Genomic DNA, 20,503 nt, shown 5'->3' on the forward strand with positions numbered 1-20,503 from the left:
CGCTCCACCATCGCCTCCGCCCTGGGCCCCGCCCCCCCCCCCCCCCCCCCCCCCCCCCCCCGGCGCCCCGCCCCCCCCCCCCGCGCCGGGGGGCCCGGCGGGGGCCCCGCCCCCCCCCCCCCCGGCGCGGGGGGCCCCCCCGGGGGGGCCCCCCCGGGGGGGGGGGCCCCCCGCTCGGGTGCGGGGCCGCCCCTCGGGGGTTACTTGGACTGGTAGACGCCGAAGACGTCGAGGACCAGGTCGGCGTCCTGGTCGCCCTGGTTCCAGAAGGTGATGACGCCGTGGTCGCCGTCGCTGGCCTGCACCAGGTTCGGGACGATCGCGCCGGCCGTCCAGTTCAGGGTGGAGGAGCCGGGGCGCGGCCCGCTGGGTGCGGCGGGCTCGCCGTCCGCCGGCAGCGGGTAGGGGCTCGGGGCGACCGAGAGGTATCCGTCGCCGCCGGTCTCGGTGACGGTGGTGTTCAGTACGTAGGCCTCGACGCCCGTCGCGGCCTCGGGCGTGAACCCCTGTGTGATGTACTCCCGGGCCCGGAACCTGCCGCCGGGCCAGCCGTAGGCCTCCTCGCGGGTGTCGAGCGTCCTGAACGGGGTGAAGGGCAGGAAGGCGGCCTTGCTGTCCTTGCTGTAGTAGCCGACGACGTCGACGACCACGTGGGCCGGCAGCCAGGCCCCGTTGAAGACCTTGATCGTCCCGTCCTCGGCGACCGGCACGATCACCGCGTTGGCGATGGTCTGGCCGGCCACGAAGTTCAGGTTCGAGGCAGTCGGGACCGGCCCGGCGCCGGAGAAGGCGGTCAGGTGGCCCGTCCCCTGGGGTTCGGTCACCGTGACGTTGAGCGCCACGGCCGTGATGCCCGGGGGCACTCCCTGCAGGCCGCCGATGCGGGTCGTGAACGCGCTGCGCGCGGCGAGCTTGCCCGGCCCTTGGGGGATGCCGAGGCCCGAGCGGGTGTCCACGAACCGGGCGGGTGTCATCGAGGTGTAGCCGGCGGCCTGGGCCCGGGTGAAGTAGCCGGTGACGTCGGCGATCAGGTCGACCGGCTGCGAGCCGCCGTTGTAGAGCTCCACGTACCCGTCCTCGCCGACGGGCACGATCACCAGGTTCGGGACGGAGCGGCCGGCCGTGTAGTTCAGGTTCGAGGTGCCGGGGCGGTCGTAGCCGGCGCCGGGCCACGCGGTCACGTACCCGTTGTCGACGGTCTCGGTGACGGTGACGTTGAGGGCGACCGCGGTGACGCCGGCCGGGACGGCGGCGTTGCCAGCCACCTTGACCCGGGCGGACCCCTGCCCCGGGACCTTGGCCGTGGGTGCGCCGGTGCCGTTGCGGGTGTCGAGGAGCCGGGTCGGGGTGTGCGGGGTGAAGTCGGAGCCGGGGGTGAGGAAGGCGCCGCCGTTGGCGGCCTGGACGGCGTTGGCGGTGTCGGTCACCGTCACCTTCACCTGGTACTCGCCGGACTTGTCGTACGTGTGCGAGTGGTGCAGTTCGGCGTTGCCCTGGGCGGTGGCCGTGTCGGTCTTTCCGTCGCCCCAGTCGATGACGACGCCGAGCGCGAAGTCGGCGCTCGTGATCAGGGTGGTGAGCTCGATGCCGTGTGCGGTGTAGCTGGTGCCGCTGACGTCGACCGCGAGGGCCGGGTTGGCTCCTGCGTCCAGTGCGGCTTGCGCGGTCTGCGGAGTCAGTGCGGTCTGTGTGGTCTGTGGTGTGGCGGTCTTGGTGTTCGCCTTGCCGTTCCCCTCGGCGGCGGGCAGGGCGGTACGGATCGTGCGGTCGGCCGGGCTGTGGAAGCCCTCGGACGTGGATGCCTCGGCTATCGCCTCGGCCACGCCCGCCGCGACGGGTACGGGATCCGCCGCCTGCGCGGTGCCCGGGATGAGGCCGAGACCGGCCGCCACGAAGGCAGCGGTCATTACGAGTCGGTGGTTGCGCACCGGCCCCCCAGTTCTGGTGATGAGCGAAGAGGGGCCACCGTATGGAAAGTTACGGCCAAGGGTCGCGGGGTTCTGGCGCGATTCACTCCATAGGGGCCAGGGCTTTACCGGCTGTGCGGTTTGCGATCGACAGGTGGCCGCCGGAACGGCGGGCCGGTCCCCTGCGGACGGTGAAAGTCAGCGCGCAGGAGGCACAGGCACCGGCCCAGACGGTGGACGCGTTCTGCTTAGCCGTCCGGCAGCGCGTCGGGGCCGCCTCCCGGGTCGAAGCCGGCGCCGACGGCGACCAGCGCGATCGCGGGCCGCTTGCGCATCGCGATTCCCGGGTCCGGCGGTACTTCCTGCTCGGTCGGGAGTCGGGCGGCCAGGCCTGCGCCGTCCAGCTCGCAGCGCCGGCTGCCATCGCCCTCGGCACTGAGTCCGCAGTCGTGCAGAACGCATCCCGGGAAGAGCAGTTCGTCGTCGTAGTCGCGGTCGGGCAGCAGGCCCTCCTTCTCCGATGAAGCGTCCGTAGAGGTAGGTACGCAAGCTGTGGCTGAGGATTGCGGAAGCGTGCAGGGCCCCTGCACGACACAGGACGGCCTGAGCGATCACGTTTGCGGGGAAGGGCGTTCCTCCGTGCGCTTCAGGCAAAGTGCGCTCCATTCCCGCTCGTGACTGCCGATGAGGACGAGCGGCAGCAGGACGTGGCCCCAGCGGGCTAGGGCCTTGGCGACGGCCGGACGGGTGGCGAAGAACCGGCCGGCGAAGCACCACACCGCCGCCAGCGCGAGGACCCAGCGGCGGTCATCCCGCCGATGCCGGCGGTGGCGAACACGGGCACGACGGCTCCCCGCTGCGTTTCCCTCATGCCCGGCTCGACCGGCACTCCGCACAGTGCCATCCACACCACTACGACCCGGATGGAGGAGGACGAGCAGAAGGTCTTCATCACCCTGCTGGTGGTGCACCGTGTGGACGGCCACTTCGCTCACCTCGACGAGCGAATCGACATCCTCGAGGCGGAACATCAGGTCTCCGGAGTGGACAGACCTGTCAGCTTGGCCTTCAGCTTTCGGTTCGCACCGGATACCACACGTGTGCAGACCACATGGGGTGTGAACGCAGTCATCGTCACTCCTGGGCCGGTCATCTGCCCTCGTCCCCAGTCTGCTCCCTGAAGAAGCGCAGCCCTGTCCTGCGGACCTGTTCCGGCCGGGCAACACCGGGACAGCCCTGGGCGCCAAGGGGCGATGACCGACGGAGTGATGTCCCTCTGCCGACACGGCAAGGCGGACGTACTCGGAGCCGGAGCGGCTGCGCCGATACGCGGCGGGGTCCAGGGCCCCGCCGCTCACACCCGTGTCGTACCGCCCCGGGAGGGGGCCCGGCGGCCGAGGGGCAGGAGGTATTGGAGGGGCTGGTCCGGGTCGTGGAGGCCGAGGACTTCGTGGGCCAGGTCGTCGTGGAAGCCGCCCAGTGTGGTGCCGCCCAGGCCCAGGGCCGTCGCCGTGAGGAGCAGGGTCTGGGCCAGGTGGCCGGTCTCCAGGAGGGCCAGGCGCAGTGCGCGCAGTCCGTAGCGGCGGCGCAGCAGGCCGAGGTCGGCGTAGAGGGCGAGGAGGACCGGTGCCTGCGTGATGCCGATCCAGTCGGGGTCGGCCGGCGGGCGCGAGAGGTAGGTCGACAGGGCGGTGATGTCCTCCAGCGGTGCCGGCGGGCCGATGCGGCGCAGGGTCCGGCGCTCGGGGACGCAGTCGTAGGTGCCGGCCGGTAGTCCGGCCACGTCGAGGACGAGGAGGCGGACGCGTGCCGTGTGGAGGGCGCCTGCGCTGGGGTAGGGGCGGTGGGTCAGGGTACGGGTCGTGCCGTTGGCGAGGCGGTGCTCGCTGCGGCCGCTGTCGGCGAGTGAGTGCCACAGCAGGGCGCCGAGTGTGCCGGTGTCGAGGGGGCCGGTGAGGGCGCCGCGGAGCGAGGAGCGGGCGGCGAGGACGGTGGCCAGGGATACGTCGGGCAACGGATCGGCGGGGAGCGGGACTTCGGCGTCCGTGGCCGTGGCCGGCTCGTTGTTCCCGGCGATGGCGGACGGGCGCAGTGCCGAGTCCTCGCCGCGGCCGATCTGGAACTTGCTGCGCTCCAGGTACTGCAGGTCGGGGGCGGTGTGGCCGGGCGGGAAGAACCCGGCCGGTCCGTCCGTCTCCAGCAGGGTGCGGGCGGCCAGCCGGCACACGGCGCGTTCCTCGTCGGGGCTCACGCCCAGCCGGTTGAACAGCATGTGCAGCTGTGAGCCCCAGATCCCGGCCCGGGTCCGCTCCCCCGGGCCGCCCAGCAGTGCGTCGGCCTCCCGGACCCGTTCGGCCCAGTGCGCCAGCCAGGGGGCCGCGGTGCCCGCCCGGAGGCGGTCGCGCAGGTCCGCGGCGCGTCCGCCGAGGGCCGTGCGCTGCGCCGCGTGGACGGTGTTGACCCGGGTGTGGACGGCGGCGGCGGGCAGCAGCGGTACCTCGGTGACCCAGCGCCAGCCCGCGGCGTGTGCGCGCAGCCAGCGTGCGGCGGCCAGGCGGTCCATGCCGAGGGCGTACGCCGTGGTGTGCGCCAGGTCGGCGGCCGCGGTGAGGCGGGACGCGGCCGTGCTCCCGGCGGGCAGGGCCCGCAGTACGTCGAGGGCGGTGCGTGTGGAGGCGCCGAAGACCGCCTCGGCGACGGGCAGCGCCCGGGGTCCGCCGTAGCGCCGGGTTTCGGGTACGTAGGGCACGGCGCGGATCTCGCCGTGCCGGGAGGGCCAGGGGCCGGGCACGGCGGGCAGCTGCCGCGCCTGCCGGGCCAGCAGGTCGGGGAGTTCGGGGAGTTCGGGGAGCTGCGCGGTGGTACGGACACGGATCCGTACGTGGGGGCCGTCCTGGCCGTAGCGGATGAAGAACCAGTCGGCGGCTTCGCCGGCGGCCACGAGGCCGTCGAGGAGCGGGGCCGCGTCACGGACCAGGAAGCGGTCGGTCTCCTCGGTGGTGGAGTGCAGGAAGAGGTGGTGGCTCTGCCAGGTGCCCGTGTCGGTGTCGGTGTCGGTGTCGGTTGTGGTCACGTCGTCCGGTCCTCGTCGTCGTATGTCGGGTCAGGGGAAGGGGTGCGGGTGCAGGGGCAGTTCCTCGTGGCGTCCGGGCCGGTCGGTGCGGCCCAGGCGGTGGGGCACTTCCAGCAGCCGGGTCAGGCCGAGGGTGCGCCGGTTGACGTGCCCGAAGGTCATCGGGAGCGCGCCGGGGACGATGGTCTTCACGCAGTGCAGGCCGAACCGCCCGCGCAGCCCCGGCTCGCTCTGGTCGACGGTGATCACCTCCAGTCCGGCCCGGGCCAGCCGGTCGACGGTCCGCGTCAGGAGGCCGGAGAGGTCGGGCACCGGCGCGGGGGCACCGGGCCAGGCCTCGGCGACCGGCACGGCCGGGGTGTCGGCGAAGAGGAACTCCAGGCGGGGCGCGGCCTCGGGCAGGGTGCTCAGTCCGACGTGGTCGTCCAGGGTGAGGACACGTTCCGGACGCTCCAGCATGGGCCGCAGCCGCTCGGGATCGCGCGGCCCTCCGTCGGCGAAGGAGCGGTGGGGTGCCTCCAGGACGTTGGTGACGACCTCGGCGACGGCGGAGCGGACGGCGGCGCGCGGATCGTGGTGGGCGCCGGCCGCGAGGAACATCCGCGGCGCGTCCGGGTGGCCGCCCTCGTAGCGGCAGACGGCCAGGACGGCCGGGATGGCGAAGTCGTTGGTCGCGTCCAGGAGGAGGAGCCGGTAGCCCGCGGCCGCCGCCCGGTCCGCGAGCAGCAGGGTGTCGGTGTCGCCGGCCGGCAGGTGGATGCGGCGCAGCGGGGTGGCCGCGTACCAGGCCATGAGGAAGGCGTCGCGCTCGGCGACCTCGAACAGCCCGTACAGGGCGGCCTCTTCGGGGCTGTTGCCGAGCCCGCAGCCGTTGGAGGACTCGTACACGACGCGCGGCCGGCCCGGGCCCGGCACGTCCCAGTAGGCGACGTGCTCGGGGACGGCGGTGGGCCTGCGGTGGGTGAGGGACCAGCCGCGGACCCAGTGGAGCGGCAGGTCCGGGGTGTAGGGGACGGTGGGCGAGCCGGGGTGGCCGTGGTGGGCGGGGTCGGGCAGGCCGAGGCGTTCGGGGTCCAGTGCCCGGTCGGGGCCCAGTTCGGTGAAGGAGGCCCGCAGGTCGGTGCGGCGGCCGGTCGGGCGCATGCCCGCGTACCGTTCGACGGCTTCGAAGAGGGCGATGCGCTCGCTGTCGGCGAAGGTGGGGGCCCGGCCGTGGCCGCCGTCGTCGACGGACCGGCCGTCCGTGACGATCGCGCTGGTGAGGCTGAACGCCGAGTCTTCGGAGCGGTGCAGCAGCCGCACCGGTCCGAACCGCTCGTCGTGCAGGGCGGCTCGCAGTGCGGCGCCGGTCGTACGGGGGTTGGGGCCGCGCAGGACGGCGGGGTCGGGCAGCGGGCGTGGCCGGGAGGGCAGCGGGCGGAGCGGGGTCCGGGTGTCGGACGGCAGTGGGTGGCACACGTCGCAGCCGCCGATGGGGCGGACGTGGTGGGTGGACCAGGTGCCGCGGCCCTGGTGGACGATGTGGACGACGGCCGAGTCCGCATCCCGGTCCGGGTTCGGGTTCGGGGGGTCGAGGAGCTCCTGGACGAGGGCCTCGAGGGCCGGGGTCAGGGCCGGTGAGGGGACCCCGGCCAGGGTCAGCTTCGGGCTCTGCCACGGGACCCGGCCGCCCGCGGTCGCCAGCCGCTGGTGCTCGGTGCACACGAGGCAGGCCGCGGCGCCGGGCCGGAGCACCGGCCCGACCACCGCCAGCGCCCCGTCGAGGCGCACCGGGACCAGGGCCACGGGCCGGCGCAGGGCGTGGCGGCTCAGTTCCTCGGCGAGGCCGAGCGTCCAGCGGGTCAGCAGGACTGCGGCCCGGCCGGTGGTGGCCGCCAGGGCGGCGGCGGCATCCAGCACGGGAACGGGAGTGCGGGCGATGGCGGGGGCGGGGGCGGTCATCGGGCCTCCTCGGCGGTGCGCAGCACGGTGAAGCCGAAGGAGCGCAGCAGGCCGGCGGGTTCGGGGGCGGGGGCGGAGTCGGGTGTCAGCGGCCTGGGTACGGGGCCGGCTCCGGACAGCTGGTGCAGGGTGTTCTGGAAGGCTTCCTCGCGCCCGGCCAGGTCGGCGAGCCAGCCCCCTGTCCAGCCGAGGTCCTGCCAGGCGGCGGTGCGTGTACCGGCCGTCGCCAGTGGGGCGACCGCGCCGCCGGAGGGCCGGGGCCGGCCGGCGGACGCCCCGGTCGCGGCGGTGCAGGCGGCGGTGACGGCGGCCAGCGCGGCGAAGGAGGCGGCGTCGCCGGGCGTCGCCTCGACGGCCTCGCCGAGCAGCGGGCCCAGGCCGGGGCCGGGGCTCGCCGGGGTGCGGTGGACCACGGCCCGGTAGGCCTGTGCGCGGGGGGCCGCCCGGTGTACCTCCAGCCGCGCGGCGATGCCGAGCCGGTCGGTCAGGGTCGTCCACCAGTGGCGGAGCTGCGGGTGGCCGGACCATCGGGCCGGGTCCACCGTGGTGAGGCCGTCCGGGGCGGCGGCGAGGCGGCGTGCGGCAGCGTGGCGCAGGGCGCGGCCGCGGGCGTGTCCCGGGTCGGCCCCGACGGTGAACGCGGCGTCCCCGAGGAGCAGTTCGGCGGCGCGGCAGAACAGTTCCAGCCGGGCCAGGTCCAGTCGGGGCCCGCCGCCGGTCAGGGTGCGGGGCGTCCCCATATGCGGGGTGGCGGGGCCGGGCAGCGTGCAGGTGGCGAGGGGCACCGGGAGTTGGGGCAGTTCGCCCGGCAGCGGTCCGGGCAGGGGGCCGCAGCGGCGTTCGCCGAGGGCGGCGATCCGCCGCAGTGCCTCGGCGAGTTCGGCCGGGGGTGCGAGGCGGAGGCTGCGGTTCGCGTCGATCCGCTCGGGGCCGAGCCAGCTGTGGTGGTCGGCGTGCGCGGGGCGGGCGTCGGCGAGGAGGACGGCGGGGATCCCGGGGAGCAGCCGCGGGTCGTCTCCCTCGGCGGCCGGGTCGGGCAGTCCGGCGGCCGCGCACAGCAGCCGGTGCGCGGCGGCGCCGGCCAGCAGCGCGGCGAACGCGCCCGGGACCTCGTGGGATTGCAGGGCGGTGGCTCCCTCGGGGCCGTCGGCGAGCCGGGCTTCCAGGGCTGCCGCGTCGGCGCGCGCCTGGGCGGCGCTGCCGGGGGCGGTCACGTATCCGGTGGCGCCGCCCCGTCCGGCCGCGACGGTCCGGTCCTGGCCGCCGCCGCGGACGGTCAGCAGGACCCGGTCCCCGGGCAGTTCCGGGTCGGGGGTGCGGGTGACGGGCAGTCCGCCCGCCTCCAGCGCCCGTACGGCGGCGGTGGCGGGCGCGGAGGCCGGGTCGCGGGCCAGGACCTCGGCCCGGGCGGCGGCGAGGGCGGTGGCCGCGTCGGCGGGGTGCCCGGCCGTGGCGTCGATCCATCGTGCGACGGCGGGGTCCACCGCAGGGTGCTCGGCGGCGGGCGGTGGTCCGGGGACGAGGAGGTCGTGGTCGGCGAGTTGTCCGACGAGGGTGTCGACGGCGGTACGGAGGGCCGAGCCCGGCTCCAGGCCTTCCCGGAACTCCGCGAGGCGGCCGGAGCGCAGGGGTTCCTCCAGCAGGCCCCACACCACCGGAACGGCGGTGCTGCCTTCCAGGGTGACGCTGCCGCGCCGCCCCCGCAGGTGCAGGCCGGCGCGCAGCGGTGTGGCGGCGGTGCCGGGGCGCAGCCGGTCACCGCCGCTCGCGCGGCCCCCGCCGGTGTTGCCGCCGGTCATGTCCCTGCCTCCACGGTGTCGCTGACGGTCATGTCCCTGCCTCCACGGCGCCGCTGACGGTCATGTCCCTGCCTCCACCGCGTCGATGACGGCGCCGATCTCGGTGCGCCAGTCGCAGCCGGTCAGGGCGGGCACGGCGCGGACGACCAGGTGCGCGGCGAGGTAGCGCTCCAGCGGGCGGACGTCGCAGACGGCCAGTAGCCGGTACAGGGCGTTCGTGCAGGCGCGGTGGACGAGGTAGTCGGGACGGCTCCACATCGCGCCCTGCGGGTCGGCTCGGCGCAGCAGCCGGTGGAACTCGCTGTAGCGGGTGCGGATGTCCTGGTTCCAGCGCTCGTGCGCGGAGGCGTCGCCGGTGGCGGCTGCCCGGGTCCGGTAGGCGAGGGGATTTCCGTGCAGGTCGGCGCCGGCGTCGTGGCGTTGCTGCGTGAGCCGCCGGGCCTCTTGCGAGAAGCCGGCCCAGGCCTGTTCCCAGTCGTCCGCGCGCCCGTCGGCGATCCGGCCGACGAGGGCGGTCACGGTGTCGCCGGCGCGCTCCGCGTGCCGCTCGAAGGTGGCGCGCAGCCTTCCGTCCGGGTCGTCGTGGAGCAGGAAGTCCTCGAGGTGGGAGACGTAGGACCAGTGTCCGCCCGTCAGGCCGCCGGGGTGGGCGCAGGCGTGGGCTGCGAGGGCGGTGACGGCGAGGCGGAGGCGGGCCCGGTCGGTGTCGCCGTGCCGGCCGAGGAAGCCGGCACCGGCCCGCAGGGCGTCCAGGCCGGAGCGCAGCAGGTCCTCCCGCAGGACGGTCCCGTCGGTTCCGAGGAGGGCGCGTACGCAGGACCGGTCGACGGGCTCGATCCGGACCGTGTTGTCGGGCAGGAGCGGCCCGTGGGGTGGGGGGACGAGTTCGGCGCGCCCGGCCTCGGCGGCCCGTTCCAGGAGCTGGGCCTCGGTGAGGTCGCTGTGCGAGGGGTGCGCGCGCAGCCAGGCACGGAGGCGCCCGGCCGCGGCCTCGGCGGTGTCCGCCAGGTGGGCGGGATCGGTGCCCTGCAGGCGCAGCCGCAGGTGCGGGCCGTGCAGCCAGTGCCGCTCCACGTGGGCGGCGGTCTGGTCGGTGGTGGCGGCAGCGGCGAGCGGCAGCATCACCTCGCGCAGCAGCGGGGCCTTGACCGGGTGGTGGTAGTAGGCGACGACGTCCAGCGCGCTGCTGTCGTGCGGGGCGTCTCCTGCGGGGGCTTCGGGGTCGGGGTCGGGGGACGGCATGTCCGGCACGCTCCTGTCCTGGTGCTGCGGGATCGGCGGGCGGGTCATCGCGGACGGTCCTCGCGGGCGTCACGGGCGTCACGGGCGTCGCGGGCGTCACGGTCATCGCGGGCGGTCATCGCGGGCGGTCATCGCGGGCGGCCGTCCCGGTAGACCTCCAGGACGAGTTCGACGGCCCGGACGGGCGTGGCCAGGCCGCCTGGTGCGGGCAGCGCCTCTTCGAGGACGACTCCGCCGGTGTGCCGGGACAGCCATTTGGCCAGGCAGCGCAGGTGCAGGGCGTTGCCGAGGTCCGCGAGGTGCGGCTTGGGGCGGGCCAGTGCGCTGAGGAAGTCCTCGGTGGCCCGGCCGGTGGTGGCGCCGGCCACCGGGTGCAGGAAGACCTGCTCGGGCAGGCCGAGCAGGGCGCGCCAGTCGGCCGCGGCTGCTGCGGGGACCCGGCCGGGGCCGGTGCCGGCGGCGAGGTCGGCGCGCAGGCGGGCGACCACGCCGGAGGGCAGCAGCCAGCGGCGGCGCTGGAGCACCACGTGCCGGTGGCGCAGCCGGGAGCTGACGGTGACCGTGCCGCCGGGTGCGGGCAGGGCCCGGCGGGGGGCGAGGGGCCGCAAGTCGACGACCCCGCCCGGGTGGTCGGCGAGGTGGGGTGCGATGCGGGCCGGCAGCAGCACCGGGGCGAGGAAGCCGGGGTACAGCACGTCGAGGGGCTCGCCGGTGGCCCGCAGGCATACCCGGACCTGGTCGGTGGCTTCGTCGTGGACGAGTTCCAGGTCGGCCTCGGCGATCGGGGTGCGGTGCCGGTCGGGGCCGATCTCGTCCGGGACGAGGAGGGGGTGGAGGTTGGCGTTGAACCCGCCGACGGGGCGGATCTGGGCGGGGCGGGCGCCGGGACCGAGGCCGAGCCGGATCTGCCGGGACACCTCGGCGGTGGCGCGGGGGTCCAGGGAGTCCAGGAAGCGGCTGGCGAAGCGGCCCCATCCGCCGTAGACGTGGTTGACGGCCAGCAGTCCGGTGGCGGGGTCGCGCTGGAGGAAGTAGGCGTAGCTCAGCGGCCGTTCGACGGTCGTGGCGGGAAGCCGCTCCCCCAGGGTCTTGAGGGTGTCCGCGGGCAGCACCGCCTCGTCGGAGGCGTCAAAGGGGCCGGAGGGACGGGGGGCGTTGCGGCCCGCGGGACCGTTCTGTTCCCGCAGGGCGTCGGCGACCTCCGTACGCAGCCGGGCCAGCGGTTCGGTTGCGCTGGGGAACGCGTCCCGGTCGGCGGGGTCGAGGCGGGCGATGCGTCCGGCGGACTCCCAGGCGGCGGTGACGTCGGCGCCGAACTCCCAGGGGTGCGCGCAGCGTCCGCCGGCGCCGTAGCGCTCGACGAAGCGGTCCCGGAGGGTGCGGCGGACGAGATGGCCGAGGTCGAAGAGTTCGGCGAGGGCGGTGACCTCGCCGAGCGCCTCGTGGTCGGCGGCGTCGAGGAAGCCGTCGAGCGCCAGTGGCCGCGGGGCGACCACGTCCTCGGACAGGACGGTCAGCGGGGCGGAGGCGGTGGGGACGGGCCGGCCGGCGGCGGCCAGCACGGCGGTCCAGCGCTGGGTGAGGACGGTGAGCCGCTCGGGGCGCTCCGCGGCGGGGGCGGCGGCGTACCGGGCGGTCAGCGAGCCGAGTTCGGCGATCCGGTCGGCGCGTTCCGCGTCCTGGGGGTGGCCGGGTGCGAAGGACCGTACCCAGGCGGCGAGGCGGTGCAGGGGGTCGGGGTCCTGCGGGGGGACGGGGTCCTGCGGGACCAGCAGCTCTGCACGGGTGAGGCGGTCGAGGAAGGCGGCGGCCGCGGCCCGGCCACCACCGCCGGCGGGAGAGAGGGCCGCGGCCAGGTGCTGTGTCAACTCCGTGAGTGGTACGGGGTTCTCGGCGAGGCGGGTGAGCAGGCACAGCGGTCCGCCGCAGGCGACTTCCGCCTCGTCCTCGCCGGGCACGAGGTAGCGGCCGCCGGCGAAGGAGGGGCGGTCGCGGGAGTACGCGGCGCGTCCGCCTGCGGTCCGAGCGGTGCTGGTGATGCGGTGGGGCAGCGTGGTGCGGCGGTGCGGTGCGTCGAGGAGGGCGAGGGTCAGCGCGGTCGTCAGGGTGCGGTTGGCCCGTACGACGGACCGCAGGGGGCCGTCGAGGACGGGAGCGGCGCCCCAGGAGGTCACCGGGCGGGCCGGGCCGTCGGTGGGGGTAGTGGCGGAGGCGGGCGCGAGCGGGCCCCATCCGACCGCCGTGAACCACGACAGCGGGCTGGTCTTGGTGCTGGCCCGCAGGGCGTAGCGCAGCACGGTGGGCTCCTCCTTGCGGGCCCGGCGGTCGGCTGCGCCGGTGGCGGCGCGGTTCACGGCGCGCAGCAGGTCGGCGCTGGTCAGGGCGGTGGCCTTGGCGAGGGCGGGTTCGCGGCAGAGGGAGGCGAGCGCGGCGCGTTCGGCGTCGAGGGCGGGGCCTGCGGCGGCGTCGAGGGCGGTGAGGAGGGTGTCGCGGTCGGCGCGCAGGGTGAGCCAGGCGCCGAGCCGGGGAAGGCGGCTGGGCAGGTCGCCGAGGCGGGCGAGCAGGGCGGGGCGGGGTTCACGGCCGTTGTGCAGGGCCCGCCGCAGGGGCAGGACGACGTCGCGGTGGAAGCCGGCGGGGTGGCCGTCGCGGGCGTCGTACAGGTCGTCGCACAGCGGTGCGGCGGTCCGGGCCAGTTCGGTGTCGACCCGGTGGAGGCGGGCCAGCAGGTCTCGGAAGGCGGCCGGGGCCGGGTGCTGGGCCGGGTGGGCGAGCACGGTGGCGCGGGCCAGCGCATAGGGCGCGGACCGTACCCGGTAGCCGTCGGCGCCGGGGGTGGGGTGCGGCTGCGGCATGGGTTCCCGTCCTGTGGGTGGGGGCGGCGCGCGGGCTTCCCGCCGGGCGCGGGGCGCGGCGGGAAGCGTCTGCCGAGCGGTCGTGCGGTGCTGCGGTGCTGCGGTGGTCAGCGTTGCGGTGGTGCGGTGGTCAGCGTTGCGGTCGTGCGGTGGTCAGCGTTGCGGTCGTGCGGTGGTGCGCCCGGTATCCCCTTACACGGGGAGTTCCGGCAGCTGCGGGTGGGCGCAGGAGGACGAGCCGCAGGAGCAGGAGCTGCCGCCGTTGGACGCGCCGCCCTCGGGCAGCGCGACCGTGTCCCGCATGGAGGTCACGGTGAGTTCACCGAGGTCGAGGTCGTCGAGGTCGAAACGGGAGGACTGCGTGCCGTCGTTCATGGTTTTCCTCTCGTGTGTGGGGTCAGGCCTCGAGGGCGACCGAGTCGTGCGGCTGGGCGCAGGACGACGACCCCTGGCAGGAGCAGGAGCCCCAGGACGCCCCGCCCTCCGGCAGTGCGGAGGTGTCCCGCATCGAGGTGACGGTGAGGTCGCCGAGGTCGAGCTCCAGATCGTGGAGTTCGGCCTCGGGGGTACGTGCGGTGTCGGACATGTATGTCTCCCGGGATGTGGAAGCGGAAAGCCGAAGGTGCACTGAACGTCGGTCGACCGGATCGTTCGGAAAGCATGGCGAGGTCGTCCGGACGGCGGCCAGCGTGTGGGGCTTGTGCTCGCTACCTGGGCATGTCCGGTTCGACTCGGTCACATCGCTGCCGTTGCCGAAACCGGTCGCGGGGGTGTTCCGGCCGGTGTTCCGGCCGCTCCTCAGTATTCCGGGGGGTCGCTCGAGGGCCGCCGGAGCGCAAGCGGCCGCATTTCCCGGCGGGGGCGCGGGAATTGCGATGTGCGGGCGGGTCGCCCGCCCCGGATGACGTGATGACGTGATGCCTTGATGACGTGCTTCGGGTGGGGCCAGGCGACTTCCGGCAGACCGAAAAGCGGCGGCTTACGGTCCGAAGCAGCTCGCTGGACGCCCGGTCACGGGGAGGCGATTCGACCATACCGGGATCTTCGTTCCCCTTTCCCCGGTCGTTTTCTCGTCACATGACGGAGGGAGCGAAAGTGGTTTCTCGCCACTTTGGGGCCACCCTTAACCAGACTTAATTCATCATGCATTTACCTGATGCCGGCATGTGGCGGGTGAGCTCAATCGCCCCTTCGGAAACCGACATGACGGAGTACGTCCTTGACCACTCACCTCAGGCGTGGCGCCGGCCCACGGATGTTCTTGGCGCTGATCGCGGCCCTGTTCGGAATCATCGGTACCACCGCGCTCGGTACGGCCCCGGCGGCAGCAGCCGATCAGCGTCACCCGATCTACGCCATCGCGCACCGCGTCGACACCCTGGACGGCGTGGACGCCGCGCTCAAGCACGGTGCCAACAGCATCGAGATAGACGTCTGCGCCTGGTGGAACCCGAACGAATGGCGGGCCTATCACGACTGTTCCTCGGCCGGTGACAACCGGCTGGGCCCCAGCTTCGACAGCATGATCGACCGCATTCTCTCCCACGCCGGCGCCGGACGCCGGCTGGCGCTGGTCTGGCTGGACATCAAGGACCCGAACTACTGCGGAGAGCGGGAGAACCGCGGGTGCAGCGTCGCCGGACTGCGCGACAAGGCGCAGCGGCTGACGGCTGCGGGGATCCCGGTGCTCTACGGGTTCTACGAGTACCACGGCGGCAGCACCCCGGACGTCGGCGGCAGGGGCTGGAAGAGTCTGGAGGGCTGGCTCGGCAGCCTGGAGGGAATCACGACGACCGGAACCCGCGACCAGGTCCAGGGGGCCTTCAACCGGTCCGGTTCCGGATTCCCGGCCGGCCGCCGGGTGATGGACTACGGCGACAGCGACATCACCAAGGGGTTCGGCAACTGCACGGAGGCCACGTACTACACCTGCACGGAACTGAAGAAGGGCGCCGGGGACCGTGACAGGGGACAGCTCGCGGCCACACTGTCCTGGACGACCACGTACAACGATCCGTGGTACGTCGACAAACTGCTGGGCGACGGGCGTGTCGACGGCATCATCGCGGGCTACGGGGCCTTCACCGGAGTGCGCGAGTACGACGACAGCTGGCAGTGCGCCAACGCCATCGGCCTCGTCCGTGACTGGGTGAACCGCCACGGCGGCACCCATCGCATGGCCACCGCCGGCGACCGTCTGTTCAGGTAGAAGGCAGGCATCTCCCGATGTACCACTGGCTTTCCTTCACGATGCCGTGCGCTCCCCCGCGTGAGTGCACGACATCGCGGGGGGGGCACGACATCGCCGGCGTGCGGCGTGCGGCGTGCGGCGTGCGGCGTGCGGCGTGCGGCGTGCGGTGTCACGATGGGGCTCAGACGTGAGCGGGTCAGGACCGGTTCGCCGGGCAGGACTCCGCAGCGGGAACGAACGCGTCGTCACGCGCGGCGGGTCGTCGGGGCCCGTGACCTCCGGGTTCCGGGTTGCGTGATCTCTTCGGTCTGGAGACTGCGGACCTCTGCGAGGATGTGCCGCATGGACGTGCGGAGCAGGAATCAGGTGCGGGTGTCGGGGCGGCAGGGTGGCCCGGTGGTGATGCTGGCGCACGGGTTCGGGTGTGACCAGAACATGTGGCGGCTGGTGCTCTCCACGCTGGAACGCGATTTCACGGTGGTGCTCTTCGACCACGTGGGCGCGGGCAGATCGGATCTGTCGGCGTGGAGCAAGGAGCGGTACTCCGCCCTGGACGGCTACGTGGAGGACGTGCTCGAGATCTGCCGCGAGCTGGATCTGGGGCCGGTGACGTTCGTGGGGCACTCGGTGAGCGCGATGATGGGCGTGCTGGCCGCCGCTCGGCATCCCGAGTACTTCGAGGGACTGGTGCTGCTCGCTCCTTCGCCGTGCTTCATCGACGATCCCGCCACCGGCTACCGGGGCGGGTTCACCGCCGAGGACATCGAGGAGCTGCTCCAGTCCCTGGACGCGAACTATCTCGGCTGGTCCGGGGCGATGGCCCCGGTCATCATGGGCAACCCCGACCGTCCCGAGCTGGGCGAGGAGCTGACGAACAGTTTCTGTGCCACCGATCCGGACATCCAGCGGGTCTTCGCCCGCGTCACGTTCCTGACCGACAACCGAACGGACCTGGCCCGGGTGACCGTACCCACCCTGGTCGCCCAGTGCTCCAGCGACGCCATCGCCCCGCCGGAAGTCGGCCCCTACGTTCAGGCCCAGATCAAGGGCAGCGAGCTGGTCACCCTGAACGCCACCGGGCACTGCCCTCAGCTCAGCGCCCCCGAGGAGACTGCGGAGGCGATCGCCGCGTTCACGCGGGCCTTGCGATGATGTCCCGGACCGGCGAGCAGCGGGACCGCCCGGATCCCGTCACGGGAGCGGACGACGAGCAGGCGTACTCCGCGCTGCTGGAGGACAGTGCCGAGGACCTGTACGAGCACGCTCCGTGCGGGTACCTGTCCACGCTGCTGGACGGGCAGATCGCCAAGGTCAACACCACGCTCCTGGACTGGCTGGGCTACCGGCGCGGGGACCTGGTGGGCAGAAGGAAGTTCTCCGACCTGCTCACCGTCGGCGGCCGCCTGTACCACGAGACGCACTTCGCGCCGCTGCTGCACATGCAGGGCGAGATCAGTGGCATCGCGCTGGAGCTGAAGGCGTCCGACGGCCGCCGGATGCCGGTGCTGGTGACCTCGACGGTCAAGACGGGGAGCGACGGGCAGCCGTTGCTGATCCGCACCACCGTCTTCGACGCCCGCGACCGCCGCGCTTACGAGGAAGAGCTGCTGCGGGCCCGCCGGGAGTCGGAGCGCGAACGCGAACGCCTCCGGCAGCTGACCACCGCCCTGCAGCAGACCCTGCTGCCCCCGGCGCTGGCGGACGTGCCGGGCCTGGACGTGGCGGCCCACTACCGCATCGCCTCGGCCGACGAGGTCGGCGGTGACTTCTACGACCTGTTCCCCCTGGCGGACGGTGCCTGGGGGCTGTTCCTGGGAGACGTATGCGGCAAGGGCGCGGCGGCCGCGGCCGTCACCTCGCTGGCCCGCTACACCCTGCGCGCCGCCGCCGTCTACGACCCCGACCCGGCCGCCGTCCTCGGCAATCTCAACACTGTCCTCGACCACGAGTACAACGGCAACGACCCGCGGTTCTGCACCGTCGTCTTCGGTCTGCTCGTCCCCGACGGGGAACAGGGCGGCTTCCGGATCACCCTCGCCAGCGGCGGCCATCCCCCGGCCCTGCTGATGTGCGCGGACGGCAGCGCCGGCTACCTGCCCACCCCCGGCGGGCAGCTCATCGGCGTCCTGCCCGACGCCCGCATCGCCACCACCGCCCTCCGCCTGGGCCCGGGCGACACCCTGCTCCTGTACACCGACGGCCTCACCGAGGCCCACACCACCGCAACGGGCAAAGACCGCTACGGCGACGAAGCCCTCCTCGCATTCGGACACGGGCTGGCTCCCACCACCGCCCAGCACACCATCAGCGCGATCCGCGAGCTCCTCGACACCCTGGGCAGCGGGGTCGACGACGACGCCGCCGTCCTGGCCGTCAGCGTGCCGCCCCGCCCCGACCGTGAAGAGCAGCCGTGACCCAGCTGAGCATGACCACCCGCACCACTGCGTCCGGCCCCGTCATCGAACTCGCCGGAGACCTCGACCACCACAGCGCCGTCCAGGTCCGCGGTCTTCTGCCCGAGCTGGCTGTCGAGGAGGGCCAGCAGCTCGTCATCGACCTGGGAGGGCTCACGTTCTGCGACTCCAGCGGAATCACCGTCCTGATCGCCGCGCGCAACCACGCCCTGGCCGCGCACGCCACCATCGCCCTGGCCGCAGTACCCGAAAGGGTCAGCAGGATCTTCCGCATCGTCGGCCTGGACCACGTCTTCCCGGTGCACCCCACCGTGCAGGAAGCCGAGGCCGCCTGGACGCCGGAAGCCGGATGAGCCCGGCTCTCGGGCCCCGTGCCCGCCCGGGCCGGCCCGGCGCCCGCCTTGTGCGCCACGGCCGGGTAGCGGGGCGCGGCGTTCGGTGACCGCGGCACGGGCGGCCTGTCCGGCGCCATGACGCCGTCTACGAGGCCTTGATCGTGTGGGGCCGCATCACGCGTGGGGCCGCCTCAACAGGGCCGGAGTTCCTGCCCGGCCAGGGCTCATGTCTGCGGCTACCGCCTGCAGAGCGGCGCCCTTACGATCTCGGGAAAGGCGGAGCCGTAGCGCAGAGGTCGACGCGCGCGGTCTCCAAAACCGCGAGGACACCGGTTCAAATCCGGCCGGCTCCGCCTCGTCTGACCTGACCTCCCCTGGCCTGCCCCGATCTCCTCCAGCGCCTTTGGGGTCTCGACCAGGTGCCCGCCGGCGATGTCCGCCCGCACAACGGCCCCCGTCACAAGGGCCGCTGAGAGCCGTCCCGTCCGGGTCCGCGGTGCCGGTAGGACGCATCGGCGCCGCGGGGTACGGAGGGCCGCGCCGGCGCGTAGCCTCTCGCCATGAGGTCAAGAATCAAGCCCCCCATCGAAGAGGCGGCCTCCGGCAACGATCTGAGGTGCAGTGCGCACGGCAACGCCGGTCCGAACTGCAGTGGCCGGGTCGTCGCCATCGTGACGCTCGCGGATGCGGGAAGCGAGAGGATCCGCTGGAACGTCTGCCAGTGGTGGCTCGACAACACGCCCGAGGTGCAGCAGCTCTGACGGGACCCCCGGGCGGGAGTGGGGCCGGCTTGGTGCGGGCTCTCGTGACGGGTTCGTGGGAGGCGTCTCCTCACCGCCGGACAGCACGACACGCTGAGTACCGTCGGGTCAGCTCCGTCCCCGGCCGTGTCCGCCGTCAGGAGGGCGGTGTGATGCGGGGTGGCGGGGGTGGGGCGGCGGGAACGGTGGCGGGGGCAGGCCGGGGCTCGGACGGCCAGGAGGCCCGCCGGCTGTGGGCCGTGGCGGTCGTCATCCCGGGCTGTTCGGGGGATCCGAGGGCCTTTGCCGCTCCGGTGCGGTCCGCCGCGGGCACCTCTCGACAAACGAGAGAGGGACATGATGCCGCTCTATCTATCGAGGTTCAGCTACACGCCGGAGACCTGGGCACGGCTGATCGGCCACCCGGAAGACCGCGCGAAGGCCGCCCGGTCCTACATCGAGTCCGTCGGCGGGAAGCTCCACGGCTTCTGGTACGCCTTCGGCACCCACGACGGCTACAACCTGTGGGAAGCCCCCGACAACGTCTCCATGGCCGGTGTCGCGCTGGCGATCAGCGGAGGCGGCGCACTCAGCTCGTTCGAGACGACCGTGCTCCTCAGCGTCGACGAGACGCTGGATGCGCTGCGCAGAGCCGAGCAGATCCGCTACCGGCCTCCCGGCGAGCAGCAGCGGTGAACGGCGCCCCCGGGCGGCAGGGGCGGGCGGCGGCGCGTACCGCACGGCCGGGGGCCGCTGCCCGCTCGGGGCGGCGGCCCCCGGCCGGAGCCTGCGCCGGGAGGCTGGGAGTTACTTGGCGAGGATGTTGCCGGTCCACTGGCCGGCGGCACTGCGCATCAGGGCGTCGTTGCTCATGATCTTGGTCCCGGGCAGGGTCGCCATGCCGATGTCACCGGCCGGCGCGGCGCCGTTGTGGGAGCCGACCGTGTTGTCGTGACCTGCGTTGAAGACGTCGTCGCCGGCCACCTGGCTCAGGTCACCGAAGACGATCGAGTACGTGTTGCTGACCGGTGCGTAGACGGTGAAGGTGTCGTCGGCGGAGGCGGCGGACGCGCCCGCCAGGAGGATGCCACCGGCGGCGAGAGCGGTCAGGGCGCAACGGATCGATCGCACGAGTACTGCCTTTCGTGGAGGGGGTGGGGGGAGCAGTGCGAAGGTAGGGCGCTTCGCCCGGCAAGGCCCCGTACCCGCCGCCGTACGGCCCGAGTCCATCCGTACGGCGCAGCCGCCCGGGCACGGTCCGGCCGGACTCCGGTGTCCCGGTGAAGCAGCCGGCTACCGCTCCCCGACCTGTTGCGAGACGGGGGAGTCGCCCCCGCAGTCCGGGCAGGCCGCCCGGCCGAAGAGGTACGTCAGCCCGAGCGCGATCTGCCCGTGGCCCGCCTGCGACGCCGTGCGGTGCAGGCGGGCGGGCAGCGGGGCGAGCGTGGCCGGATCGGCGGGCAGCAGCGCCGCCTTGACCGGATCGGCCCTCACGTAGTCGCCGGCCGAGACGAAGGTTCCGTGGTCGCCGAAGGCGATGAAGAGTTCCGAGGCGCAGGCCGGGCACTCGATCTCGTACTCCTGCTCGAACAGGCCCTCGAGCCGCCCGGCGCTCCATACCCGCTCGCCCTCGAAGGCCAGGACGCACTGGAGGAGGTGGACGAAGGTCGGCGGGTGGTCCGTCGCCGCGCCGAGGAGACGGCGGGCGACCGGGAGGAGGGCGGAGATCTCCCCGGCGTAGCGCGCACCGTGCTCCTGGTCCGCCGCCGAGACGATGAGGCCCGCCATCAGGACGGCCTCCTGCGGTTCGCCGGGCGCGCGGCCGGTGGCGATCGCCGCCAGGTACGGGAGGGCGGGGAAGCTGTCCTCGTAGACGGAGCCCTGGTGGCACAGGTCGTTCCAGAGGTCGCTCCAGACCTGCTGGTCCGCCGCACCGCCGAGGCGGGCGAAGGCGGCGGTCAGGTCGTCGCAGGGGTGCGGGCTCATGCGACCGCATTCTGCCGAAC

General features: G+C 74.0%; 18 protein-coding genes and 1 tRNA gene. 8 read left to right on the forward strand and 11 right to left on the reverse strand.

Annotation, left to right across the window (positions count from 1 at the left end; translation table 11 throughout):
* Nucleotides 1–200 precede the first annotated feature (200 nt).
* Entirely contained in the window at nt 201–1,907 is a 1,707-nt protein-coding gene (locus ACGFZK_RS20600) for a PKD domain-containing protein (protein ID WP_393850317.1), read from the reverse strand.
* Nucleotides 1,908–2,098: 191 nt separating this feature from the next.
* Between ACGFZK_RS20600 and ACGFZK_RS20605 the strand changes: the two genes are divergently transcribed.
* Complete coding sequence (locus ACGFZK_RS20605; protein ID WP_393850318.1) at nt 2,099–2,431, forward strand: hypothetical protein; 333 nt, start codon at nt 2,099–2,101, stop codon at nt 2,429–2,431.
* 87 nt (nt 2,432–2,518) lie between these two features.
* On the opposite strand, the gene ACGFZK_RS20610 is transcribed toward ACGFZK_RS20605, so the two are convergent.
* The 8 genes from ACGFZK_RS20610 to ACGFZK_RS20645 form a co-directional block, all read right to left on the reverse strand.
* Nucleotides 2,519–2,938 carry a hypothetical protein gene (locus ACGFZK_RS20610; RefSeq protein ID WP_393850319.1) on the reverse strand — a complete coding sequence of 140 codons (420 nt, stop codon included), beginning with the start codon at nt 2,936–2,938 and terminating at the stop codon, nt 2,519–2,521.
* A 323-nt stretch (nt 2,939–3,261) separates the two neighbouring features.
* Nucleotides 3,262–4,980, reverse strand: a complete 1,719-nt coding sequence (locus ACGFZK_RS20615; protein WP_393850320.1) for a thiopeptide-type bacteriocin biosynthesis protein — start codon at nt 4,978–4,980, stop codon at nt 3,262–3,264.
* Between the two features lie 30 nt (nt 4,981–5,010).
* A complete protein-coding gene (locus ACGFZK_RS20620) occupies nt 5,011–6,921 on the reverse strand; it encodes a TOMM precursor leader peptide-binding protein (protein WP_393850321.1) in 1,911 nt (636 codons plus the stop codon).
* A complete protein-coding gene (locus tag ACGFZK_RS20625; protein WP_393850322.1) occupies nt 6,918–8,720 on the reverse strand; it encodes a hypothetical protein in 1,803 nt (600 codons plus the stop codon). Before ACGFZK_RS20625 ends, ACGFZK_RS20620 begins: the two co-directional genes overlap by 4 nt.
* Before the next feature lie 60 nt (nt 8,721–8,780).
* Nucleotides 8,781–10,010 carry a lantibiotic dehydratase C-terminal domain-containing protein gene (locus tag ACGFZK_RS20630; protein ID WP_393850323.1) on the reverse strand — a complete coding sequence of 410 codons (1,230 nt, stop codon included), beginning with the start codon at nt 10,008–10,010 and terminating at the stop codon, nt 8,781–8,783.
* A gap of 80 nt (nt 10,011–10,090) precedes the next feature.
* Nucleotides 10,091–12,817, reverse strand: a complete 2,727-nt coding sequence (locus ACGFZK_RS20635; RefSeq protein ID WP_393850324.1) for a lantibiotic dehydratase — start codon at nt 12,815–12,817, stop codon at nt 10,091–10,093.
* A gap of 192 nt (nt 12,818–13,009) precedes the next feature.
* Entirely contained in the window at nt 13,010–13,192 is a 183-nt protein-coding gene (locus ACGFZK_RS20640; RefSeq protein ID WP_393850325.1) for a thiazolylpeptide-type bacteriocin, read from the reverse strand.
* Nucleotides 13,193–13,214: 22 nt separating this feature from the next.
* The gene (locus tag ACGFZK_RS20645) at nt 13,215–13,403 is read right to left on the reverse strand and encodes a thiazolylpeptide-type bacteriocin (RefSeq protein ID WP_393850326.1); all 189 of its coding nucleotides are present in this window, start codon (nt 13,401–13,403) and stop codon (nt 13,215–13,217) included.
* Nucleotides 13,404–14,036: 633 nt separating this feature from the next.
* On the opposite strand from ACGFZK_RS20645, the gene ACGFZK_RS20650 reads away from it, so the two are divergent.
* The 7 genes from ACGFZK_RS20650 (at nt 14,037) to ACGFZK_RS20680 (ending at nt 19,193) form a co-directional block, all read left to right on the forward strand.
* Complete coding sequence (locus ACGFZK_RS20650; protein ID WP_393850327.1) at nt 14,037–15,026, forward strand: phospholipase; 990 nt, start codon at nt 14,037–14,039, stop codon at nt 15,024–15,026.
* A gap of 324 nt (nt 15,027–15,350) precedes the next feature.
* Entirely contained in the window at nt 15,351–16,160 is an 810-nt protein-coding gene (locus ACGFZK_RS20655) for an alpha/beta fold hydrolase (protein WP_393850328.1), read from the forward strand.
* Nucleotides 16,160–17,422, forward strand: a complete 1,263-nt coding sequence (locus ACGFZK_RS20660; protein WP_393850511.1) for a PP2C family protein-serine/threonine phosphatase — start codon at nt 16,160–16,162, stop codon at nt 17,420–17,422. Before ACGFZK_RS20655 ends, ACGFZK_RS20660 begins: the two co-directional genes overlap by 1 nt.
* Nucleotides 17,419–17,775: an STAS domain-containing protein gene (locus tag ACGFZK_RS20665; RefSeq protein ID WP_393850329.1), complete on the forward strand. Its 357-nt coding sequence runs from the start codon at nt 17,419–17,421 to the stop codon at nt 17,773–17,775. The genes ACGFZK_RS20660 and ACGFZK_RS20665 overlap by 4 nt, the downstream gene beginning before the upstream one ends.
* 260 nt (nt 17,776–18,035) lie before the next feature.
* Nucleotides 18,036–18,110 (forward strand) — tRNA-Trp (locus ACGFZK_RS20670).
* Between the two features lie 207 nt (nt 18,111–18,317).
* On the forward strand, nt 18,318–18,518 hold the full coding sequence (locus ACGFZK_RS20675) for a hypothetical protein (RefSeq protein WP_393850330.1): 201 nt from the start codon (nt 18,318–18,320) through the stop codon (nt 18,516–18,518).
* A gap of 339 nt (nt 18,519–18,857) precedes the next feature.
* The gene (locus tag ACGFZK_RS20680; protein WP_393850512.1) at nt 18,858–19,193 is read left to right on the forward strand and encodes a GYD domain-containing protein; all 336 of its coding nucleotides are present in this window, start codon (nt 18,858–18,860) and stop codon (nt 19,191–19,193) included.
* Nucleotides 19,194–19,304: 111 nt separating this feature from the next.
* On the opposite strand, the gene ACGFZK_RS20685 is transcribed toward ACGFZK_RS20680, so the two are convergent.
* Complete coding sequence (locus ACGFZK_RS20685; protein ID WP_393850331.1) at nt 19,305–19,628, reverse strand: hypothetical protein; 324 nt, start codon at nt 19,626–19,628, stop codon at nt 19,305–19,307.
* A gap of 162 nt (nt 19,629–19,790) precedes the next feature.
* Nucleotides 19,791–20,483 carry a hypothetical protein gene (locus tag ACGFZK_RS20690; RefSeq protein WP_393850332.1) on the reverse strand — a complete coding sequence of 231 codons (693 nt, stop codon included), beginning with the start codon at nt 20,481–20,483 and terminating at the stop codon, nt 19,791–19,793.
* Nucleotides 20,484–20,503: the final 20 nt, after the last annotated feature.

Source organism: Streptomyces sp. NPDC048257, from assembly GCF_043201855.1.
In the GTDB taxonomy this organism is placed as follows: domain Bacteria; phylum Actinomycetota; class Actinomycetes; order Streptomycetales; family Streptomycetaceae; genus Streptomyces.

Coding starts and splice junctions, on each gene's coding strand:
- ACGFZK_RS20640 (WP_393850325.1), bottom strand. CDS start 13,192: ATGAACGACGGCACGCAGTCCTCCCGTTTCGACCTCGACGACCTCGAC.
- ACGFZK_RS20645 (WP_393850326.1), bottom strand. CDS start 13,403: ATGTCCGACACCGCACGTACCCCCGAGGCCGAACTCCACGATCTGGAG.
- ACGFZK_RS20635 (WP_393850324.1), bottom strand. CDS start 12,817: ATGCCGCAGCCGCACCCCACCCCCGGCGCCGACGGCTACCGGGTACGG.
- ACGFZK_RS20675 (WP_393850330.1), top strand. CDS start 18,318: ATGAGGTCAAGAATCAAGCCCCCCATCGAAGAGGCGGCCTCCGGCAAC.
- ACGFZK_RS20610 (WP_393850319.1), bottom strand. CDS start 2,938: ATGTTCCGCCTCGAGGATGTCGATTCGCTCGTCGAGGTGAGCGAAGTG.
- ACGFZK_RS20690 (WP_393850332.1), bottom strand. CDS start 20,483: ATGAGCCCGCACCCCTGCGACGACCTGACCGCCGCCTTCGCCCGCCTC.
- ACGFZK_RS20680 (WP_393850512.1), top strand. CDS start 18,858: ATGCCGCTCTATCTATCGAGGTTCAGCTACACGCCGGAGACCTGGGCA.
- ACGFZK_RS20620 (WP_393850321.1), bottom strand. CDS start 6,921: ATGACCGCCCCCGCCCCCGCCATCGCCCGCACTCCCGTTCCCGTGCTG.
- ACGFZK_RS20655 (WP_393850328.1), top strand. CDS start 15,351: ATGGACGTGCGGAGCAGGAATCAGGTGCGGGTGTCGGGGCGGCAGGGT.
- ACGFZK_RS20600 (WP_393850317.1), bottom strand. CDS start 1,907: ATGACCGCTGCCTTCGTGGCGGCCGGTCTCGGCCTCATCCCGGGCACC.
- ACGFZK_RS20625 (WP_393850322.1), bottom strand. CDS start 8,720: ATGACCGGCGGCAACACCGGCGGGGGCCGCGCGAGCGGCGGTGACCGG.
- ACGFZK_RS20630 (WP_393850323.1), bottom strand. CDS start 10,010: ATGACCCGCCCGCCGATCCCGCAGCACCAGGACAGGAGCGTGCCGGAC.
- ACGFZK_RS20660 (WP_393850511.1), top strand. CDS start 16,160: ATGTCCCGGACCGGCGAGCAGCGGGACCGCCCGGATCCCGTCACGGGA.